Source organism: Lactobacillus fornicalis, assembly GCF_055362665.1.
The window spans coordinates 50,587-72,428 of sequence record NZ_JBLTIM010000017.1 but is presented as its reverse complement, the minus strand read 5'-3'; the positions used below and the strand labels follow the sequence as shown (position 1 = coordinate 72,428).

At 34.1% G+C, this 21,842-nt stretch carries 17 protein-coding genes and 1 pseudogene; 15 read left to right on the top strand and 3 right to left on the bottom strand.

Annotated elements, in window-relative coordinates:
• Window positions 1–10: 10 nt before the first annotated feature.
• A complete protein-coding gene (locus tag ACNDLV_RS04890) occupies window positions 11–1,981 on the bottom strand; it encodes a YfdI family membrane protein (protein ID WP_006585898.1) in 1,971 nt (656 codons plus the stop codon).
• A gap of 216 nt (window positions 1,982–2,197) precedes the next feature.
• Between ACNDLV_RS04890 and ACNDLV_RS04885 the strand changes: the two genes are divergently transcribed.
• Both ACNDLV_RS04885 and ACNDLV_RS04880 read left to right on the top strand, forming a co-directional pair.
• Window positions 2,198–2,344 carry a hypothetical protein gene (locus ACNDLV_RS04885; RefSeq protein ID WP_022091079.1) on the top strand — a complete coding sequence of 49 codons (147 nt, stop codon included), beginning with the start codon at window positions 2,198–2,200 and terminating at the stop codon, window positions 2,342–2,344.
• A gap of 194 nt (window positions 2,345–2,538) precedes the next feature.
• Complete coding sequence (locus ACNDLV_RS04880) at window positions 2,539–4,851, top strand: glycoside hydrolase family 68 protein (RefSeq protein WP_006585896.1); 2,313 nt, start codon at window positions 2,539–2,541, stop codon at window positions 4,849–4,851.
• Between the two features lie 135 nt (window positions 4,852–4,986).
• On the opposite strand, the gene ACNDLV_RS04875 is transcribed toward ACNDLV_RS04880, so the two are convergent.
• Window positions 4,987–6,096 carry an endonuclease/exonuclease/phosphatase family protein gene (locus ACNDLV_RS04875; protein ID WP_006585895.1) on the bottom strand — a complete coding sequence of 370 codons (1,110 nt, stop codon included), beginning with the start codon at window positions 6,094–6,096 and terminating at the stop codon, window positions 4,987–4,989.
• 135 nt (window positions 6,097–6,231) lie between these two features.
• On the opposite strand from ACNDLV_RS04875, the gene ACNDLV_RS04870 reads away from it, so the two are divergent.
• From ACNDLV_RS04870 to alr, 11 genes and pseudogenes are all read left to right on the top strand, one after another.
• On the top strand, window positions 6,232–6,360 hold the full coding sequence (locus ACNDLV_RS04870; RefSeq protein WP_006587641.1) for a hypothetical protein: 129 nt from the start codon (window positions 6,232–6,234) through the stop codon (window positions 6,358–6,360).
• A gap of 195 nt (window positions 6,361–6,555) precedes the next feature.
• On the top strand, window positions 6,556–7,461 hold the full coding sequence (locus tag ACNDLV_RS04865) for an ABC transporter ATP-binding protein (protein ID WP_006585893.1): 906 nt from the start codon (window positions 6,556–6,558) through the stop codon (window positions 7,459–7,461).
• Window positions 7,458–8,693 (top strand): ABC transporter permease, encoded by a 1,236-nt coding sequence (locus tag ACNDLV_RS04860; protein ID WP_006585892.1) that lies wholly within the window; start codon window positions 7,458–7,460, stop codon window positions 8,691–8,693. The genes ACNDLV_RS04865 and ACNDLV_RS04860 overlap by 4 nt, the downstream gene beginning before the upstream one ends.
• A gap of 73 nt (window positions 8,694–8,766) precedes the next feature.
• The gene (locus ACNDLV_RS04855; RefSeq protein WP_006585891.1) at window positions 8,767–9,216 is read left to right on the top strand and encodes an 8-oxo-dGTP diphosphatase; all 450 of its coding nucleotides are present in this window, start codon (window positions 8,767–8,769) and stop codon (window positions 9,214–9,216) included.
• The gene (locus ACNDLV_RS04850; protein WP_022091078.1) at window positions 9,209–9,703 is read left to right on the top strand and encodes a DUF4145 domain-containing protein; all 495 of its coding nucleotides are present in this window, start codon (window positions 9,209–9,211) and stop codon (window positions 9,701–9,703) included. The genes ACNDLV_RS04855 and ACNDLV_RS04850 overlap by 8 nt, the downstream gene beginning before the upstream one ends.
• Window positions 9,704–11,004: 1,301 nt before the next feature.
• On the top strand, window positions 11,005–12,030 hold the full coding sequence (locus ACNDLV_RS04845) for a C40 family peptidase (protein WP_006587642.1): 1,026 nt from the start codon (window positions 11,005–11,007) through the stop codon (window positions 12,028–12,030).
• Between the two features lie 126 nt (window positions 12,031–12,156).
• Complete coding sequence (locus ACNDLV_RS04840) at window positions 12,157–12,414, top strand: type B 50S ribosomal protein L31 (protein ID WP_006585238.1); 258 nt, start codon at window positions 12,157–12,159, stop codon at window positions 12,412–12,414.
• 97 nt (window positions 12,415–12,511) lie between these two features.
• On the top strand, window positions 12,512–13,879 hold the full coding sequence (locus ACNDLV_RS04835; protein ID WP_006585888.1) for a UDP-N-acetylmuramoyl-tripeptide--D-alanyl-D-alanine ligase: 1,368 nt from the start codon (window positions 12,512–12,514) through the stop codon (window positions 13,877–13,879).
• A gap of 10 nt (window positions 13,880–13,889) precedes the next feature.
• A complete protein-coding gene (gene cshA, locus ACNDLV_RS04830) occupies window positions 13,890–15,344 on the top strand; it encodes a degradosome RNA helicase CshA (RefSeq protein WP_006585887.1) in 1,455 nt (484 codons plus the stop codon).
• A 70-nt stretch (window positions 15,345–15,414) separates the two neighbouring features.
• Window positions 15,415–15,759, top strand: a pseudogene (gene acpS, locus ACNDLV_RS04825) (holo-ACP synthase); the annotation flags it as partial.
• Between the two features lie 5 nt (window positions 15,760–15,764).
• On the top strand, window positions 15,765–16,892 hold the full coding sequence (gene alr / locus ACNDLV_RS04820; protein WP_006587643.1) for an alanine racemase: 1,128 nt from the start codon (window positions 15,765–15,767) through the stop codon (window positions 16,890–16,892).
• 42 nt (window positions 16,893–16,934) lie between these two features.
• Here alr and cbpA read toward each other — a convergent pair whose 3' ends face one another.
• A complete protein-coding gene (cbpA, locus tag ACNDLV_RS04815; protein ID WP_022091076.1) occupies window positions 16,935–17,621 on the bottom strand; it encodes a cyclic di-AMP binding protein CbpA in 687 nt (228 codons plus the stop codon).
• Between the two features lie 169 nt (window positions 17,622–17,790).
• Between cbpA and pth the strand changes: the two genes are divergently transcribed.
• Together pth and mfd are read left to right on the top strand one after the other, a co-directional pair.
• Window positions 17,791–18,348 (top strand): aminoacyl-tRNA hydrolase, encoded by a 558-nt coding sequence (gene pth, locus ACNDLV_RS04810; protein WP_006585883.1) that lies wholly within the window; start codon window positions 17,791–17,793, stop codon window positions 18,346–18,348.
• 2 nt (window positions 18,349–18,350) lie between these two features.
• On the top strand, window positions 18,351–21,836 hold the full coding sequence (mfd, locus tag ACNDLV_RS04805) for a transcription-repair coupling factor (RefSeq protein ID WP_498882936.1): 3,486 nt from the start codon (window positions 18,351–18,353) through the stop codon (window positions 21,834–21,836).
• Window positions 21,837–21,842 lie beyond the last annotated feature (6 nt).

Sequence of the window (21,842 nt, the reverse complement as noted above, 5' to 3'; positions counted from 1 at the left end):
TATAATAATACTATTTTCCAAATCTTTTTTCTTTATTGAGTTTTAACCAATCATAATTTCCGTTTTTATAATCATAAACAAAAGTATAAATAAATGAACTATGGAAGTCTTTTTTTCCATCAATATATAAAGGATAAGGGGCTAAATAATAATTGTAAGTTTTTATGATATTTACTGCTTGTTTAGTTGGAGCAGGATTAACAGCAATTATTTCATAATTTCCAGCCTTGATTTTTCTATTTAAGTAAAAAATATCATCTTTGTGTTTAAGTGCATAGTAAGAATTAGTAGATAAGTTTTTTAGGTAGACTTTTAATTCAGTTTGTTTGTGGATTTGAACAGAAAAATAATTGGCTTCAGCGTTTAAACGAACTCTTTGTTTGAGAAGGGATTGGATGGTGCTAGATTTCGCATGATATTGGACGGATAGCTGACTCCTTTGTGCTGCGATAATTTGGTCATTTTTATTAGTTTTAGCATAGTAATAGCTAAAGAAAATTGGAGTAATAATCGCAAGACAAAGAGCAATAATGCCTACTTGCTTAGATTGATGATGCTTCTTTTTTATTGGTAATGTTAGCAATATAAACAACATGGGTAAAATCACTTGTCCATAACGAGGTTCACTTTCCCAAAGCAAGGTATGGAAGGCGAGATAGCCTAGAATTGTTAATATGCTTAGTAACAAGATTTGATCTTTATATTTTTTTAGATTTAATTTATATCTGAATAGACGTGCTATGACTGCTGCAAATATACTGATGCAACTAGCTGAATAAGTTATTATTGATACTTTTGCAAAAAATTGCGCATGTTTTTGATACCAACCTGGAGCGTTACGGTAGCCACCATTATACCAATTTTGAATATCGCCTACATTTAGTAAAATAGCCAGTTTTTGAATCCATAATTTTATTAATCCGCTAAATCCTAATTTTTTAATTCGTGCCGCAATTAAGGCTTTATCATAAGTTTGGCGTTGTGCTTCATTTTTTAATTTGACTTCTTTTGTTACATCTTCGCTAGCATAAGTGCCACGATACTTTTCGTTTAATCCCATTGCAATCCAACTGGTTTTTGGAAACTCAAAGCTTTTGTTTTCTTTAAAATTGCTTAATTGATAGATTCCATTGGTAGCGGTCAACCCTAATGTAAGTCCTAGTATGATTATAGTTGAGGGGATAAGTAATTGCTTTTTTAACTGCTTTTTAATTAGCAAAAGCAACCATAGTATTAATATGGCAGGGATAAGAATAATAATATTAGGTTTTAATAAGTATGCGATACAAGCTAATAAAAAGATGCTTATGCTAGTTATAACTTGTTGGGACTTATTAAAGCTATCCCATTTAAATAGGTAGTCAAAAATTAGCAATAATAATAAAAAATTCGGTAAGTCTGTATAAAAAACTTGTAGATAATAGGTGTAAGAAAAAGGGGTAAGTACGAAGAAAGCTGTTAATCCAATTATTAAACTTTTCCGCTTACTGAGCTGCCAAGCTAGTTTTAACGTAAGTAATATAAAGCTATTTAGAATTAAAAAACTTAAAATCCAAAGAGCTAAATTGGTCGAAAATAAAGTCTTGGTTAAATTTAACCAAAGATAAAGAAAATAAGTGATTGGAACATTGTTGGGATAGCGCCAAAAGTAGGTGGTAGTCCAGTGGAAATTGCCAGCTGCTAGCTGATCTGCCTGACTTAATACACGGTATGGATCATGATAAATCGATACTGGAAGAAATTTCAAAACTGCTAATTGAATAATTATCATAGTAATCAAACTTATAGTAATGATTATGTTAACAGTATGAAAAGACAGCTTTTCAATATATGTATTGAAAAAATAGCTAATAAGTCCAATAAAAATAGCTAATAAACTAATAGCTAACCCTGCATAATTAGCTATATTGGAAAATATACCTATGGCTAGGCAAAAAGTCAGCAAATAGACAAAAAAATTAAATACTTTGAATTTTCTCACGATACTACTCCTGAAATCTTGGCTTTACTATCAATTTAAGTAAAAAGTTTTGTTTTGTCAGCTGAAATTACTGAATTTAATAAAAAGTTGGTAAGGGGAAAAGATGTTAATGATTTTATTTCTTATGCAATTCATTTATGCGATATCTAATATAAAAATAGCAAGTGATATAATATATAACAGTAGGGGATAGTATATACAAAAGAAGGACAAAAGATGGATAACAAAAGAATTTCAAGGAAAGAATATAAAAATAAATTTTCCAAATCTAAAAAAAGAAAAATAAATTTTGGGGGATATTTAGTCATAGGAATTGATGCAATTTTGGCATCATTTGGTATAGGCGAAGAAGGAAAAGATTAAATCAATATATAATCTTTAAATCTATTTGTAATTCAACTTCGAATATAAAAGTCTTTATTTTTTATGTAATTGCATAAACATATGTTTATAAACTATAATTATTTTTTATGTAAAAAAGTGTAAATAGTAGATAAATATATTTCAAATTGTAGAATTTTGTGATAGAGAATGTTTACTTTCGTTGGAGGATTAAAATGGTTAAAAAGATGAAAAAAGCCGCTTTAGGGTTGGCCACTTTTGCAGCTACAACAGTATTGTCTGTTTCCATGAACAATAGTGTTGTTAAAGCTGCAGACAAAGCTAATGATAATAATGACAAAAATACCACTTCAAATACAACAGTAGATAATACTGCTGCTGTTCAAGATAATGTTGAAAAGGCACAATCAGCAGTTGCAAATGCTGAAACTGCTGAAGAAGCAGCTAGTGCTCAAAAAGTTTTGGCTCAATCCAAAATTGCATTGACAACTATGGCTGCATTGGATAAAAGTGCTGCTGCATCAACTTCATCAGTAACAAGCAGTACTCAAACTAGTGATAAAGATAGTGATACAGCTAAGACCAATTCTGATTCTACAAAATCTGCTTCAGGTGATACCAATAATGGTGAGTTTGCTCCAGCCACAAGAGAAATTACCGCTGGGGATAAGTCAACTTACGATGCTGATGGTTTGAAGCCAGAAGCAGCTGCTGCAGTTAAGGCAGCTGGCATTGATCCAAAGACTTTGAGTGATTATCAAAAGGAAGCTTTAAACAAAGTAGATTACACTAGAAAGAATGCAGCTGGCAACGCTCAAATGACTTATAGTGATTTTAAGAAGATAGCTGATGCACTCATTTCTAAAGATGGACGATATGCAATTCCTTACTTTAATGCAAAAGAAATTCAAAATATGCCTGCAGCATATACTATTGATGCTCAAACCGGTAAATTGGAACATCTTGATGTCTGGGATTCATGGCCAGTACAAGATGTAAAAACTGGTTATGTGGCTAATTGGAATGGATATCAATTAGTTGTGGCAATGATGGGTGTACCAGAAGCTAATGACAACCATATTTATTTACTTTATAACAAATATGGTGATAATAACTTGGCAAATTGGAAGAATGCTGGCCCAATATTTGGCTACAATGCTAGCCCTCTACTTCAACAATGGTCAGGTTCAGCTGTAGTTAATACTGATGGCTCAATTCAATTATTCTATACTCAGGTAGATGGTTCACAAGGTACTAATCATCAAAAATTAGCCAGTGTAACATTGCTGCTTTCAGATAATAATGGTGAGGTAAAGATTGAAAAGTTAGCAAATGATCACGTTGTATTTGAAGGTGATGGTTATCACTATCAAACTTACAAGCAATGGATTGAAACCAATAAAGGTGCTGATAACATTGCTATGCGTGATGCTCACGTTATTGAAGGTGAAGATGGGCATCGATACTTAGTATTTGAGGCAAGTACTGGTACAGAAGGCTATCAAGGATTAGATCAAATTTACAATTGGAGTAATTACGGTGGTGATGATGCATTTAATATTAAGTCATTGTTAGATGTATTGGAAAACCGTGATATCAAGTCAAGAGCTAGTTGGGCAAATGCAGCAATTGGTATTTTGAGATTAACTGATGACGAAACCAATCCACAAGTTGCAGAAGTATACAGTCCACTTCTTACTGCAACAATGGTAAGTGATGAAATTGAACGTCCAGATGTTGTGAAATTGAATGGCAAGTATTATTTATTTGCAGCAACTAGATTAAATAGGGGATCTAATGATCATGCCTGGATGGCAGCAAATGATGCAGTTGGAGACAATGTTGCCATGGTTGGATATGTTTCTGATAGCTTAAATGGAAAGTATGTGCCACTAAATGAATCTGGTGTTGTGCTAACAGCATCAGTTCCTGCAAACTGGCGTACAGCAACTTATTCATACTATGCAGTACCAGTTGAAGGACATTCAAATTGGTTGCTCATTACTTCATACATTACTAATCGTAGTCATGTAGCTGGAGATGAATATGAATCAACTTGGGCACCAAGTTTTATTTTGCAAGTAAATGATGATAATACTACAACAATCTTAGCTAAGATGACTAACCAAGGTGACTGGATTTGGGATGATGGTAGCGAAAATCCTGCAATGATGGGTACAGAAGAAACTGCAGCACTTCCAGGCGAACGTGATAAAGTGGTTAACTGGGATGAGATTGGTTACAAATCTAATTATGATGTTCCTTCTGTGCCTGAATATCCAGAAATTCCAAGCACACCAAAGAGTAAATATGGTATGCCTGGTGATCCATTGTTCCAAGATGATACACCAGAAACACCAAAGACACCCGAAACTCCAAGAAGAGTGGACCGCTACAATAATCCAACTCCTACTAAATCATCACTTCTTCCACAAACTGGTAATGTTGTTACTAACATTTTGTCAGCTTTAGGTATGTTACTTGCTAGCGCAGGTATGGCTTTAGGCTTCAAGAGAAAGAACGATTAATATATAAATAAACACATGCTTTTTCTGTTATAGAAAGCATGTGTTTTTATTATCTGGTTAACAAAATAGTACCATTTATTAAAAATGAAGTGCTTAATAACGCTACGACGCTCTGCAGTAGTATGCTACTATTTTTTACTTCAAACTAAAGCTCAATTTAACTGGATTGTGGTCCGAATAAGCAAATTGAGTATCTATATTGTAACTAACAGCTTTCACATTAGGTGAAACTAAGAACCCATCAACGATGGTAGTATAAGTTACGCCTTTTTTGTATGGAATATCACTTCCTCGACAAGTAGGTACTTCGTCCGCATTTTTAGCTGTAACCATCTTCATTCCACTACTTGCAAGGTCCTTTTGACTCAAGACAGCTAGCCAATCATGCTGCTTTTGCTGTGACTTAAAGTGAGCAACATATTTTGCACCAAATGCATGATTAAAGTCACCACCACAGATGACATAATTACCTTTTTTGATTTCAGCTTTCATGACTTGATTGAGCAAGGCGAGTTGCTTTTTCTTAGATAAGCCACCTTTATCATAAGCTGACATATGACTATTAATTAAAACAAGCTCCTTGCCATTTTTGACTGGCAAGCGCATAACATTGAAGCAGCGGTCTAAATCAACAAACTTTTCGATTAGATTTGAACTGACAAAGTATTGTCGGCGCTCGCTACTAGTAATGTGGTATTTGCTTAAAGCTAAAATTCCGCTTCTTGCAAAACCGTGTGGATTATTCAGTGGCAAGGCAATATAAGCACTGTGAAAATTCTGGGCAAAGCTACTGCCCATATTGTTAAAAGTACTTTCTGCCATTTTAACTTGATTTACACCAAAAGAACGAGTTGAGTTGGTATCAATTTCTTGGAAAAAGGCAAAGTCGGGATTTTGCTTTTTGATTGTGGCAATTGCGCCTTTAGTATCAGCTAATTCACTAGCTTTAGAGACTGCAGTTCCATATTTTCCGCGTGTTTTAGTACCATTTTTCATTTCACCTGTGTCCATGAAAAAACTGTACTTAGGATTATAAGCTCCGAAACCTACATTGTAGGTGGTTACAGTATAAGTTTTCCCTGTGGATAACACTGAAGATTGATTGTTTTTTATGTGAATTATTTGGTGATCAGGAATGCGATAATAATTAGCTTGCATATAAATTGCGTAGCCGATTAAAGTAATAAAAATAATACCTAAAATTGCCAAAATAACTCGAAAAGTATATTTAATTCCTTTTTTCATAGTATTCTCCTTATTGGAGCTATTATACCTATAAAGTGTTTCAGAAAAAAGTATCTACAACTAGTTAAGAACAGCGATTACTCTAATATTAGTGATAAAATAATATTTGGAGAAGTAAATGAAGGGAGAAAAAATATGATAGATGCAAAGAAAATACCCAATAAAAAGCCATCAATAACAGCAGAAGATGCATGTGATGTTCGTATTAATGGGAAGGGTAAATCAATAAGTGAATTGATTTCAGATAGTAAAAAGAAAAAGTAAATATATTTAAAACAGGCAGTTTCTATGAGTAGAAACTGTCTATTTTATTAAGGGATATCATTAACACTTATAACCTTATTATTGGTAGACTTAAATTAAAGAGTTGACGGTGAGTTAGGGGAAAGCTATTATCTCGCTTTTTTCACACTACGTTTACTTAATTATGGGAGATGAATATAGAAGGAAGGGGAAAATATGGTTCAGCAAACTCATTTAGTGATTGATAATGTTAAGAAAAGCTACCGAACTAAGGAAGTCTTAAAGGGGATTAGCTTTGATTGTAAGCCAGGTCAAATTACTGGTTTAATTGGGAAAAATGGCTCTGGTAAGACAACGCTCTTTCACTCAATTTTGCATTTTTTAAATTATGAGGGAAAAATCACACTTAACGGTAAGAATTTTTCAAATGAAGACTACAATATTGTCGGCTATTTACCTGAAGAACGAAGCTTAATGCCTAAATTAACGGTTCTAGAACAGGTACGATATTTAGCTAGTCTTAAAGGTATGAGCAATAACGATATTAAAGTGGCTTTGCCGAAATGGATGGATAAATTGCAGGTTGTTGGTAAGATGAGTGACAAGATTAAGTCTTTATCTAAAGGAAATCAACAAAAAGTTCAAATGATTGCGACAATGATTCATCAGCCACAGATTTTGATTTTGGATGAGCCTTTTAGTGGCCTTGATCCTGTAAATGTTGATTTAATGAAAGAAATTATTTTAGAGCAGGCTAAGCGTGGCGCTACTGTAATTTTTTCTGATCACAATATGGATAATGTTGAACGTCTTTGCGATAAAGTTGTGATGCTTAATCAAGGACAGCTTGTCTTAAATGGTACTATTCAAGAAATTAGGGATAGTTATCCTAAAGAATATTTATATATTAAAAAAGCGGGCTTAAATAAAGAACAAGTTGCTAGTTTGCCGGGATGTGAATCATACATGCAACGCCATGATGGCATTTGGTCAATTAAGCTAGTGGATGAAAAATATGGCTCTGAAATTTTCAAACTACTAACTCAGGGGGAATATATTCCAACTTTTAGTCAAGAAGCACCAACTTTGGATCAAATATTTAAGATGGAGGCGACAAAATGAAAAAGATTTGGTTAGTTACAAAAGAAACTTTTATTAGACAGACCAAAGGAATTACCTTTATTTTGTCAGTCCTTGCTCCAGTTATTTTTATGGGCATTATTTTTGCTGTTATTTTTGCAACTCAAAAATTAAGCGGCAGTGATAACAAGATTGATAATGCTATTGTTATTAGTAAAAATTATGCTCCAGCTGTCAAAGATCTTAGTAACTTCGAAGTGAAATCTGAATCTGCAGCTAAGAAAGCTTTAGCAGATGAAGATATTAAGGGATATGTTAAAGTAAATGTTTCAAGTTCAGGGCAAATTACCGCTTCATGGCTTGGTAAAGAAGCGATGGATAGTAATGATAAGTCTAGTTTGATGGAAAGTTTGCAAAAGTTGCAACAAAATCTCAATGTTCAAGCAGCCGGCTTGACTACTAAACAACTTAAAACTTTAAGTCAAAGTGTTAAAATTAGTGAAAAAATAAGTGGACACAATGGTTCGGAGAAAAAGGCTACTCGAGCAGATTTAACGGCTAAATCAGCTAAATCAATTGCCGCCAATGTCTTTATCTGGATTACTTATTTTATTTTACTTACTTATATTTCAACTATGGCTCAAGAAATTGCTACTGAAAAAGGTTCTAAGATTATGGAAATCATCTTCTCCAGTATGCGTGGTGGTGATTACTTTGTTGGAAAAGTCTTAGGGGTCTTGGGAGTGTTCTTGGTTCATGTATTAGCTTATGTTGCCCTTTTAGGGCTAGCAATTATAGTTGGACCTAAAATCGAAATGTTTGCTGGCTTCTTCAAGAGTAATCATGAATTAATTTCCCAAGTAGTATCAAATCTTATTAGCTGGAATTTAGTGTTATTGTTGTTATCAGTTATTTTATCAATTGTTTTAGCAGCCTTTTGTGGAGCTTTAGCTAATAGAGTGGAAGACTTACAAAAGATTTTAGCTCCAATAATTTATATTGTAATTATTGCCTTAATTGCAGCTCCAAGTTTAAGTAAAGGGGATAGTATATTTGCACAAGTAGTAAGCTGTTTACCACTTCTTTCAGGATTTATTTTGCCGGGTAGAGTTGCTGAAAGAGTAGCTGGTACTCCAGAATTGGTTATTGCAACAATTGTCTCAATTCTGACCTTAGCGTTGGCAATTTACTTTGTCAGAAAGGCTTACCCGAAGCTTATTTTACAAACTGATGATGGCAACATTCTGAAGAAAATTAAACGTTTAAAAGGATAGAAGTAAGGACTTAGTGAATCTCACTAAGTCTTTTTTGTTAAACTATACTTAATAAAATTAAGAAGGTGAAAAGATGGATCGCAGTGAAAGAGTTATCTTAACTAACATGTGTATGGTGTATGATGGTAGTAAAATTTTGGTGGAAAATAGGGTGAAAAAGGATTGGCCAGGTATAACATTTCCAGGTGGTCATGTTGAACGTGGTGAATCAATTATCGCTTCTACAATTCGTGAAATAAAAGAAGAAACAGGGCTAGATATCCAAAATCTAGAAATGTGTGGTATTAAGCAATTTTTCGATGATGATATTAGAACGATTGTCTTTTTATACAAAACTAATCAGTTCTCAGGTGTTTTGCGGTCAAGTCGAGAAGGGAAAGTTTTCTGGATTGAACGACAAGATTTGAAAAAATACCAATTGGCTGATGGTTTTGCCAGTATGCTAGAAATTTTTGAAAATGATAAATTAAGTGAGAACCATTGGTATTTAGAAAATGGACAATGGAATTATAAAAATGAATAAAGTTAGTTATCCTGAGTTTTCAGAATTGATGACATATTATCGAACTCTTAGCGGATCAAAATTTATTAATAATCAACGAAAAGTTTTGCTTAAAAGCTTACAATTAGCTAAAAAAGGGGACTATCAGCATGCTTTAGCAGATTTAAGAACAGAAGCAGAGAGACTTACCAAGTACTGGCTTAAGCAAAAGAAAATAAAGCCTGACTTGAATTTTAATCAGAATATTAATTTGTTACGGCACAGTGGTGTAAGTCGTGAAAACATTAATACTTTATATGAGATTAAAGCTGCAGGTAATAAAGCAGTTCATGAGCTAAATGCAAATGAAGAAGTGGCAAAGAAATGCTTTTATGATTATTTTAAAGTTTTAAAAACTTACCAGCGACAAATTAAGCCCCAGCAGAATTTTTTTATAGAAAAAATCTTCTTAATTCTTCTTATTGTTATTTTCGGATTGTTTTTGCTTAAATTGGGACAACCAAATTAGTATAAATAAAGTTTAATGATTATAGAAACTTGACTAATTAAAAAAATAAGAGCAAAATTCAAATGAAAAAAGTATATAAGATAATAAGTTAAAACTTATTTTTTGGGGGAAGGAAAATGAATTTAAAAAAGATGGCAACTTGCGCTGCCGTTTTGGCTTCTTTTGCTTTGTTTACACAAAGTGAAAAGGTAATGGCAGCAACTAATAATGTTGCTGAAACAGGAGTACTTACAGTTAAATATAATGGCTTAGGTGGAGTAACATTATTAGATTCCGATGGTAATTATCAAGCACAAGTTTTGGGTAAGAATACCACTTGGAGATACTTTGAAAAAGCTACTATCAATGGCAGAACGATGTATCGCTTAGGAAGCGATAAACAATGGATTCCCGCAGAATTCACCAGTTTAAATGGTCAAAGTAGTTCACAAAGTACTACTACTTCAACACAGGTTGAAAGTAAACCACAAGCTCCACAAACTTCACAAACTTCACAAACTGTTTCCGCACCAAGTGATGAAAAAGCTACTTCAGGTGTACTGTATGTTGTATATAAGGGATTAGGAAATGTTGCCTTATTGGATGGACAAGGTAATTATCAAAATCAATATGTAGCAAATGGTACAGGTTGGCGTTATTTTGCTGAAGCAACTATCAATGGTAGAAAGATGTACCGTTTGGGAAGTCAAAAACAATGGATTCCAGCAGAGTTTACAAATCTTAACGGAAAAAGTGCTTCAGAAAACAAGCCAGCAGCAGTAAATAAACCACAAACCTCACAAACTAGTACTGCGCCAAGTGATGAAAAATCAGTATCTGGTGTATTGCATGTTGTTTATAAAGGTTTAGGTGGAGTTGCTTTGCTGGATAGTCAGGGTAATTATCAAAAACAATACTTAACTAATGGTACGGGCTGGCGTTATTTTGCCAAAGCAACTATTAACGGTAGAACGATGTATCGATTAGGTAGCCAAAAGCAATGGATTCCCGCAGAATTTACAGATGTAAAAGATGTTGAAGTTACTAAAACAGAATCTAATTCAAGTTCTAAAGCTAGCGATGCAAAGCCATCGGAAGCTTCAAGTAGTCAAAAAACAGATTCTAAGCAGACAGAAAGTAGTTCAAAAGAAACTACTACTAGTGCTCTTACCGAGTTTACAAGTGCTAATGGTATTTTGGATGTAAATTATTCTGGTTTAGGTGGAGTTGCCTTGTTAGATAGTCAAGGTAACTATCAAAGCCAACATGTAGCAAATGGTACAGGTTGGCGTTATAACGCTAAAGGTAAGATTAATGGTCGCTTGATGTATAGAATTGGTAGTGATAAGCAATGGATTCCCGCAGAGTTTGTCACTATAGATAAAGATGCTGACTTGCCTAATTATTCACGTACAACTGGTATTCTTTATGTAAACTACCAAGGATTGGGTGGGGTTAACTTACTTGATTCTCAAGGTAACTATCAAAATCAATACGTAACCAATGGATCAAGTTGGCGTTATTTTGCTAAGGCTACAATTAACGGCCGTGAAATGTATAAACTTGGTGGCGATAAACAGTGGATCCCAGCAGAATTTACCGCTGGTTTCCAAAATAAATCTGGCTACTATCAAGTGCAATATAACCAAATTCAACCATCTATTTATGCTCCAGGTTATAATTTGGGTTACAACTATGAAGGTGTGAAGACTTGGCTTGTAATGCGTCGCTTAGGAACTTATGCTGGTTATGCTAACTATAACTGGGCTACTGTAAATGCCGTTAAGAATTTCCAAGCAAGTCACGGATTAAATCCAACTGGAATTGTTGATTTAGCTACTTGGTTAAAACTTGGCTTTATTAAAGAAACTTGGTATGGTATTGACAGTTACGTTGCCCCACTTGGAGCAGGGAAAAATGCTAGTCGAGAAGATCATATTAATGCAATGATTAATCAAGCATATAAGTATTTAGGCAAGCCATATATAGTTGGAGCTTCATCTAGCCCAGATTATGGAGTTGACTGCTCAGGCTTAGTTTTGCAAGCTCTTTATGCTGGTGGATTAAATCCAACATCAATTTCATCAACTCAACATGCTCATCCAGGAAATGAATGGAACTCTCGTGTTCTTTGGGCCGATCCTAAATTAATGACTGTTCCTTTGTCTGATATTCAAAGAGGGGACTTAGTATTTTACTATGAACCAGGTACAAGAACTATTTGGCATGTTGCTCTCTACATTGGTAATGGACAAGTTATTGAAAGCTGGCCACCAAGAGTGGGAATTAGTACTTTAAGAGATTACAACCGTTCAATTATTGCTGGTGTTAAGCGTCCATTCATCTAAATTTTCAGAAAAATAATCCTATATTCGGGATAATAATTGCATTTATCCACAATTGATGGTACTATAACTTAGTCGTATATAATCTATGGTCTGCAAGATTGACTATGGCAAAGGAGAATAGAGAACATGAAACAAGGAATTCATCCAGATTATCAACAAGTTGTTTTCATGGATTCAGCAACTGGTGCTAAGTTCTTAGCAGGTTCTACTTTGAATCCATCAGAAACAATTGAATTTGAAGGTAAGACTTATCCATTAGTACGTGTTGAAATTTCATCAGATTCACACCCATTCTACACTGGTAAGCAAAAGTTTGCTCAAGCAGATGGCCGAATCGAAAAATTCAACAAGAAGTACGGTCTTTCATCAAAGGAAAACAAATAATTGTATCCTTGCAATTAAGCAGTCCTTACCGGACTGCTTTTTTCTTGCAAATTCGACTTTATAAGACATTATATTTATAAATTTAGAGGTTTTTAGTATGAAAATGCAACTTGCGGAAATCGCCAAGGCGCTTGATACAACAATTGAAGGTAATAGTGATCCTGTTATTAGTTCAGTTGCTTTTGATTCTCGAAAAATTAATGAAAATGCATTGTTTGTACCTTTAAAGGGGGAACGTGATGGACATGATTTTATTAATTCTGCCATCGCTAATGGTGCAGTAGCCACTTTATGGGAAAAAGGCCACCCTAATAAGCCTGATAACTTCCCAGTGGTTGAAGTAGATGATACTTTAGCAGCAATGCAAGAGTTAGCAAAATATTATCTTAATAAGGTAAATCCAGCTGTTGTTGGTATTACTGGTTCAAATGGTAAGACAACAACTAAAGATATGGTTGCAGCTGTCTTGTCTAAGCGTTTTAATGTGCATAAGACTCAAGCCAATTTTAATAATGAAATTGGTGTGCCAATGACGATTTTAGAAATGAAGCCAACTACTGAAATTTTAGTGCTTGAAATGGGGATGGACCGGGCAGGTCAATTGCATCATCTTAGTTCATTGGTTAAACCGGATGTTTGTGTGATTACGATGATTGGGGAAGCTCATATTGAGTTTTTTGGTTCACGTGATAAAATTGCCGATGCAAAAATGGAAATTACTGATTTCTTAAAAGAAGACGGTGAGTTTATTTACAATGGTGATGAGCCCTTATTAAGACAAAGAGCAGAAAAGATTAGTCAGGCTAAATCTACTTTTGGATTTAATGATCAAGATACAATTTATGCGTTAGAATTTAAGAGCTATATGCATCATGCATCTTTTGTAACTAGTTCCTCAGAGCAAAAATTTTCGATTCCGATGATTGGTAAACACAATGTTTCAAATGCAATGGCTGCGATTTGTGTTGGACATCATTTTGGAGAAACTGATGATGAAATTGCTGCTAGTTTATCAAACTTTACACCAACTGCTAATAGAATGCAGTGGCGCAAAGGGGATGTTGGTGAAGATATTATGGATGACATCTATAATTCTAATCCCACAGCAGCTAAGGCGGTTTTGACAAGTTTTGGACAAGTAGAAGTTCCTGAAGGCGGAAGAAGAATTGCTGTTTTAGGTGATATGCTTGAATTAGGTTCGGCTTCTGCAGCTCTTCATGCTTCTCTTGCTGAAAAACTTGATCCATTGGTAATTAATGAAGTTTACTTGTATGGACCTGAAATGAAGAATTTGGAAGAAGCAATTAAGGATAAATATGCACCAGCTTCATTACATTATTATCCACAAGATAAGATGGAACGAATGATTGATGATCTTAAAAATGATATTCATTCCAATGATATTGTCATGCTCAAAGCTTCTCACGGCATGCATTTAGATAAAGTTTTAGAAAGATTACTTTAGGAGAGTTTTAGTGAAATTTACAGAATTAGGCTTAAATGATGCTTTGTTAAAAGCAATTAAACGTAGTGGTTTTGAAGAGGCAACTCCAATTCAAGAAAAGACAATTCCATTAGCTTTAGCTGGCAAAGATGTAATCGGGCAAGCTCAAACGGGAACTGGTAAAACTGCTGCTTTTGGTTTGCCAATTTTGCAAAAAATTAACAATAAAGAACATTTTATTCAAGCTTTGGTTATTGAGCCAACTCGAGAATTAGCAATTCAAACTCAGGAAGAATTATATCGCCTAGGACGTGATGAAAAGGCGAAAGTTCAAGTTGTTTATGGTGGTGCTGATATTAGTCGCCAAATTCGTGCTTTGAAGCAAACTCCCGCTATTTTAGTGGGGACTCCTGGGCGAATTTTAGATCACTTAAAGAGAAAAACAGTTAAATTAGATAAAATTAAAACAGTTGTTTTGGATGAAGCTGATGAAATGCTAGATATGGGCTTTATCCAAGATATTGAAAGCATTTTGGATTTTGCCCAAAATCGTGAACATACACTTTTATTCAGTGCAACAATGCCTAAGCCAATTTTGAGAATTGGTGAAAAGTTTATGAAGGAGCCAGAAATTGTTCAAATCAAGTCTAAAGAATTAACTGCTGATTTGATTGATCAATATTTTGTTCGGGCAAAAGAAGCAGAAAAATTTGATATTATGTGTCGTTTAATCGACGTTCAAGCTCCTGATTTGGCGGTTGTTTTTGGACGAACTAAAAGAAGAGTAGATGAATTAACTCGAGGTTTAGTTGCTCGTGGCTATAATGCGGCTGGTATCCACGGAGATTTGTCACAAGCCAAAAGAATGAGTGTATTAAAACGATTTAAGAATGGAAAATTAGATATTCTAGTTGCAACTGACGTTGCAGCTCGTGGTCTTGATATTTCAGGAGTAACTCATGTTTATAACTATGATATTCCACAAGATCCAGATTCTTATGTTCACCGAATTGGTAGAACAGGACGTGCGGGTAAAAATGGTATCTCTGTAACTTTCGTTACCCCAAATGAAATTGGTTATATGAGAACTATTGAAAACTTGACTAAAAAGAAGATGTCACCGCTTCGTCCACCAACAAATGATCAAGCACTTCAAGGTCAATTAGCAATTGCCCACAAGCAAATCGAAGACTTACTCAAGGCTGATTTAACTAAATATACTGAAGAAGCAAGTGAATTATTAGATAATTATTCAGCAGTAGATTTAGTAGCGGCATTTTTGAAGAATTTATCTAAAGATGCAGATGAAATTAAGGTTAAGATTACACCTGAAAAGCCATTGCCGTATAAGGGAAATGGTCGTCGGCGTGGTCATCGCAATAATTTCAAGCATGGTGGCGATCGCAATGAAAGACGGCATCGCAAGAGTAATGTTCGACGCGGTAAGCACGATTTTGTAATAAAAAACAAGAAAGATCATAAATAATTAAAATTTGGGCTCAAATTGTAATATTTGGGCCATTTTTTGTATAATAAACCACAAAGAAGGTGGCAAAATGTTTCATAGTATTGGGTCAGATATTACCCACTTGAGTCGCTTTGAAAAAATGGCCAAGCGAGATTTATTTGCAAAGAAAGTTTTAACACCAAAGGAATTTCAAATTTATCAAGCTTTAAAAGGAAGAAGACAACTAGAATTTTTAGCTGGACGTTTTTCTGTTAAGGAATCTTTTTCTAAGGCCTGGGGGACAGGTTTAGGAGAAGTAGGATTTCAAGATGTTGAAACCTTAAATGCACCAAATGGCAGGCCCATTACCACAAGCACTTTGTATGATGGTCGAATATTGGTTACTATTAGCCATGATTTAGATACATGCATCACTTTCGTAGAATTGGAGGATTATAAATGGTACCAGCAATTCATCGGCCAGCTGAAGTCGAAGTTGACCTACTTGCGATTAAAAAGAATTTACAAGCGGAAAAAGCACATTTAAAACCAGGACAAAAATTATTTGCTGTTGTAAAGGCAAATGCTTACGGGCATGGTGCTGTAAAAGTTGCCAAAATGGCAGCAAGAAATGGTGCAGATGGCTTTTGTGTTGCTGTGCTAGATGAAGCATTTGAATTACGGGATGCAAGTATTGTAGACCCTATTTTAGTTTTAGGAGTAACTCCTGCTAATGAAGCTTGCATTGCTGCGGCTCATAATATTTCTTTGACAGCCCCTAGTTTAGAATGGCTCAAGGCAGCTGATATGGCATTAGCTAAAAAAGATATGGTTTTAAAAATTCATTTAGCGATTGATTCAGGTATGGGAAGAATTGGCTTTAGTGAAGATCAAGAATTTATTGCTGCCAATGAATTTTTACGCAATAGCACTCATTTCATTGTTGAAGGTATGTTTACACATTTTGCGAGTGCAGACAGTGCAGATAGTAGCTATTTTGATTATCAAGTTAAGCGATTCAATCATTTGAAAAATTTATTATCAATTAAGCCTAAATGGATTCATGTCGCTAATACAGCTTCTAGCATCTTTGATAAGCAAATTCATTCAGATATTGTTCGTTTTGGAATTGGATTATATGGGTTAAATCCATCATCTAATCCAGCTAGTCCTGATTTAGAAAGTAAAATTACCTTAAAGCCAGCTTTATCCTTAGTTAGTGAATTATCATTTGTAAAAAAAGTTCACTCTGGTTATGGAATTGGTTATGGTTCAACTTATGTGGCTGATAGTGATCAATGGATAGGAACGGTGCCAGTAGGTTATGCAGATGGAATTATTCGAAAATTGAGTGGCTTTAAAATTAAAGTTGGGGACAATTTCTGCCCAATTGTGGGAAGAATCTGTATGGACCAGTTGATGGTATTATTACCAGAAAAAATGCCAGTTGGAACTAAAGTAGTTATATATTCTAATAAGACAGAAGATCCTAATTCAATAAAAAAAGCGGCAGACTATGTTGATACAATTCATTATGAATTAGCTTGTTTATTAAGTGATCGACTACCTCGAATTTATCATGAATAAAAAAAGTAGCTATCATTAGGATAGCTACTTTTTTTATTTAACTTAAAGAGTAAATTGATCAGGGTCCTCATCTTTTCTGATAGTTGTTCCAGTTTGTAAATCTTCAATTTCTGCAACAACATAGCCCTTCTTTTCAAGCTTTTCAACAATAGTCTTGAGCGTTTCTTCTGATACACCTGCTGGTAAAGTGAATAAAGTTCTCCGAACATAGTCACTTGCCCCTAAATTACCATCTAAAGTAATAACACTTGCTAAATTAGTGTACTTAGAAATAATTTTTGACATTTTAATCAAGTTACCGCGTTCATTATCAGATAATACAGTCAATACAAATGAACTAGATTTAAGATTCCAAGCATCTGATAACATGCTCAATAAACGATTGTGAGTCAAAATACCATAAAACTTGTTATCTTCATCTAAGACAGCAATATAAGGTAAATCCTTAATATTGAAGAAAACTTTGAAAAATGGTGAATCAACTTTAATAGTTTTAGTTGCATTCTTCAATAAGTGGGTAACTGGTAAAGACATGTCGCCACCTTGTGATTTATGGCGATAAATGTGCATCTTGTAGATGTTACCACGGAAAATGGTGCCACTGTCATCTAAAATTGGTACACAACGATAGCCAGAATCTTCAAGAATTTTAAGTGCTTCTTCTAAAGTTGCTTTCTCATTAACAGTGGTTAAGTAATCTTTTTTGTAAACTAAAGATTTAATGAGCATGTAGCTGCCTCCATCCATTGAAAGTTATATAAATTAATTGTATCATACGCTCTTTTAAAATTAAATAAAAATTAGATAGTTAAAATAGAAAATATGCAAGACTTTGGGAATACAATCGTCTTTATGCTAAAATTAATAAGAACTAACTAGAGGAGTTATTAGTAAAATTATGAAATTAATTGCTGGACTAGGTAATCCTGGAAAAAAATATGATAAAACCAAGCACAATACCGGTTTTATGTGTTTAGATAACTATATGGCTAAAAATAATCTTAGCTTAAATCAGAACAAATTCGAGGGCCTTTTTACTAAAGAAAAAATTGCTGGTAAAGATGTTATTCTACTTGAACCACAAACCTATATGAATGAATCTGGGCGTTCAATTAGACAAGTAGCGAATTTCTTTAAAATCGATCCAAGTGATATTTTGATTATTCAAGATGATATGGACATGCCTATTGGCAAAATTCGAATAAGAGCCAATGGTAAAAGTGGCGGTCATAACGGAATTAAGTCAATCATTCGTGATTTAGGCACTGAAAAGTTTAATCGCTTAAAAATTGGTATCCGCCATCCTGAAAACACTACCGTTGTTTCTTGGGTTTTGACTCCCTTTAATAATGAACAACAAAAATTAATGGATGCAGCTTTTTCTACTAGTGAAGATATTTTGACTGATTTCATTAGTGGAAAAGATGCTGGTTATTTGATGAACAAGTATAATTAATGATGAAACTAACTGAGATTGTCGCCCAAGATAAAGAATTGGGCGCTTTTTTGATAAATACAAATAAAAATAACAAATCGCTTTTAACAGGTATAAATGAACGAAATTTACCACTTATTTTACTTGAATTATTAAAGCAAAATAATACGCTTTTAATTATTGAAGAAAATGAAAATAAGGCCCAAAGATTAGTTGATAACTTGGCGCCTCTTTTACCTGAAGAAAAAGTACAATATTTTGCAGTAGATAGTACATTAGCTACTCAAAGAGCTACTGCTTCACCGGATGAATTAGCTCAACGAATTAAAGCTCTTCATTTGCTATTAAGTGAAGAAAATGGCATTGTTGTTACAACGGCACAAGGATTAGAATACCAACTTAATTCTAAAGATAGTTATACAAAGAGTAACAAGCTAATAAAAGTTGGCCAAGAATATGATTTAAAACAGATGAATAGTTGGCTTGTGGCAAGTGGTTACCGTAAAGAAGCCCTGGTTGCTAAACCTGGAGAATTTGCAGTGCGTGGAGATATTTTAGATATTTATCCATTAGATCAAGCTTTGCCTGTTAGAATAGAGTTCTTTGGGGATGAAGTAGATACTGTTAAAAGTTTTGATGTAAATACTCAAAAAAGTATTTCTGAAAAAGACCAGATTAATGTTTTACCAGCAAGTGATCGAATTTTTGAATCTGCTAATTTGAAAAAGGCTCATAACTTAATCAAGGATGAGATTAAGGAAAGTCTAAATCCTAAAGCAGCTGAGCAAAATTTTGCGCAAGTGCTTGATGAGCTATCCCAAGGAAACTTGCCAGATAATTATGCTTTCTTAGTTGATTATTTACTTCCTAAAAGTTGCAGCCTACTCTCCTATTTGCCAGAAAATGGATTGGTAGTTTTCAATGATTGGCCAGCAATAAAACAGACTGATGGTGAAATAGCTGCTCAGAATGCATCCTTTATTAGTGATGAAATTAAGGCCGGGTTAATGTTAAATAGCCAAAAGTTGCGGTTAAATTTAACTACTGTTTTAAGGCAAAGCAAACATAACCGTTTATACTTATCGTTGTTTCAAAAAGGAATGGGACAATTAAGGTTTGATGACTTCTTTAATTGGCCATGCAGAGAACCTGAACAATTTTTTAGCCAGATGCCCCTTATTAAGTCTGAATTAAATAAGTATCAAAAACAAGGCTATACAGTAATCTTACAAGCAGATAATGAAAAACGGAGCAAACAAATCCAAAGTAATTTAATAGATTTTGATTTAAATTTGCCAATTGTTGCTAAAGATAAATTAGTTGAGCATAAGCTTCAAATTACAGTTGGTCAATTTAATCAAGGCTTTTATTTACCGCAGCTTCAACTGCTTTATCTAACAGAACGCGAATTATTTAATAAACAAGTTCATAAAAAGCGTAAAATTCTTAATTTGGAAAATGCTCAACGCTTACGTAATTATAATGACTTAAAGCCAGGAGATTATGTTGTTCATGTAAATCATGGGATTGGGCGCTTTGAAGGAATTAAGACTTTAGATGTTGATGGACAAAAGCGTGACTATATAACTATTACTTATCAGGGGCATGACCAATTGTTTGTGCCAGCTGATCAACTATCTTTAGTTCAAAAATACGTAGGCTCAGAAGGACATCGTCCCAAGGTTAATAAGTTGGGTGGAAGCCAATGGGCTAAAACTAAACGCTCAGTTCAAAGCAAAGTAGAAGATATTGCAGATGATTTGATTAAGCTATATGCTGCTAGAGAAAGTGAAAAAGGATATGCTTTTTCTAAAGATAATGACTTGCAAAAAGAATTTGAAGATGCATTTCCTTATGTTGAAACACCAGATCAATTACGTTCAAGTAATGAGATTAAAGCAGATATGGAAAAGTCAAAAGCCATGGACCGTCTGCTAGTTGGTGATGTTGGATTTGGAAAAACAGAAGTGGCTATTAGAGCTGCATTCAAAGCAATCCAAGATAATAAGCAAGTAGCCTTTTTAGTTCCGACAACAATTTTAGCTCAGCAACATTTTGATAATATTTCAGATCGTTTTAAAGATTTTCCAGTTAATGTTGCTCTTTTATCTCGTTTCCAAAGTAATACTGAAGTTAAAGACATTCTAGAAGGTTTAAAAGATGGCAAAATTGACTTGGTGGTAGGAACTCATAGAATTTTATCTAAAGATGTTGAATTTAAAGATTTAGGTTTGCTGATCATTGATGAAGAACAACGCTTTGGTGTAAAGCATAAAGAACGGCTAAAAGAGCTGGAAAATAATGTAGATGTATTAACTTTAACTGCGACTCCAATTCCTAGAACTTTACATATGTCTATGGTTGGGGTTCGTGATCTATCAGTGATGGAAACTCCGCCTGTCAATCGCTATCCAATTCAAACTTATGTAATGGAACAATTGCCAAGCGTTATTCGTGAAGCATGTCTACGAGAGATGGCACGTGATGGTCAAATCTTTTATCTGCATAATCGAATTGGCGATATTGATGAAACAGTTGAGCATTTACAGCAACTTATACCAGAAGCCAAAATTGAAGCAATTCATGGGCGAATGAGTGAAAATCAAATGTCGGATATCTTATATCGTTTTTTGCATAAACAATTTGATATTTTAGTGACGACTACGATTATTGAAACTGGAATTGATATGCCCAATGTTAATACCTTGATTATTGAGGATGCAGATCACTATGGATTAAGCCAACTTTATCAACTACGTGGAAGAATTGGAAGAAGCGCCCGTTTAGCGTATGCTTATTTTTTATATCAACCTAATAAAGTGTTGACTGAGGTTGGAGAAAAGCGGCTTGAAGCAATTCGTGATTTTACAGAATTAGGTAGTGGCTTTAAGATTGCAATGCGAGATTTATCGATTCGTGGTGCAGGTAATATGTTAGGGCAGCAACAACATGGCTTTATAGATAGTGTTGGTTATGACTTATATGCTCAAATGCTTGATGATGCAATTAAGGCAAGAAAAGGTGGGCATAAACTGGCCAAAACCAATTCTGAAATTGATTTAGGCGTTGAAGCTTATATCCCAGATACTTACATTAGTGACCAACAACAAAAAATTGAATTTTATAAGAAAATCAAAGTTATTAGTTCTGAAGATGAATTAAATAGTATTGAAGATGAGCTTTTGGACCGCTTTGGCGATTATCCAGTTGCTACTGAAAATTTATTGGCTATTGCTAAAATAAAGTATTTAGCTGATTTAGCCGGAGTTTTAGAAATTCGTTATACAAAAGACAAATTAAAAGTTGAATTTAATCAGGCAAGTAGTAAACATTTGCAAGGCCCTAATATTTTTAAAGCTTTAGAACATGTTAATATGAAAGCATCAGTTGCTTTAACTGAGCAACAACATTTAACTGTTTTATTAGTTAAGGGGGCTATGAAGCGGAGAGTTTTATTTAATGAATTAGAAACTTTTCTAACTGATGCCGGCAAATTAGTAGATAAATAAAAGGAG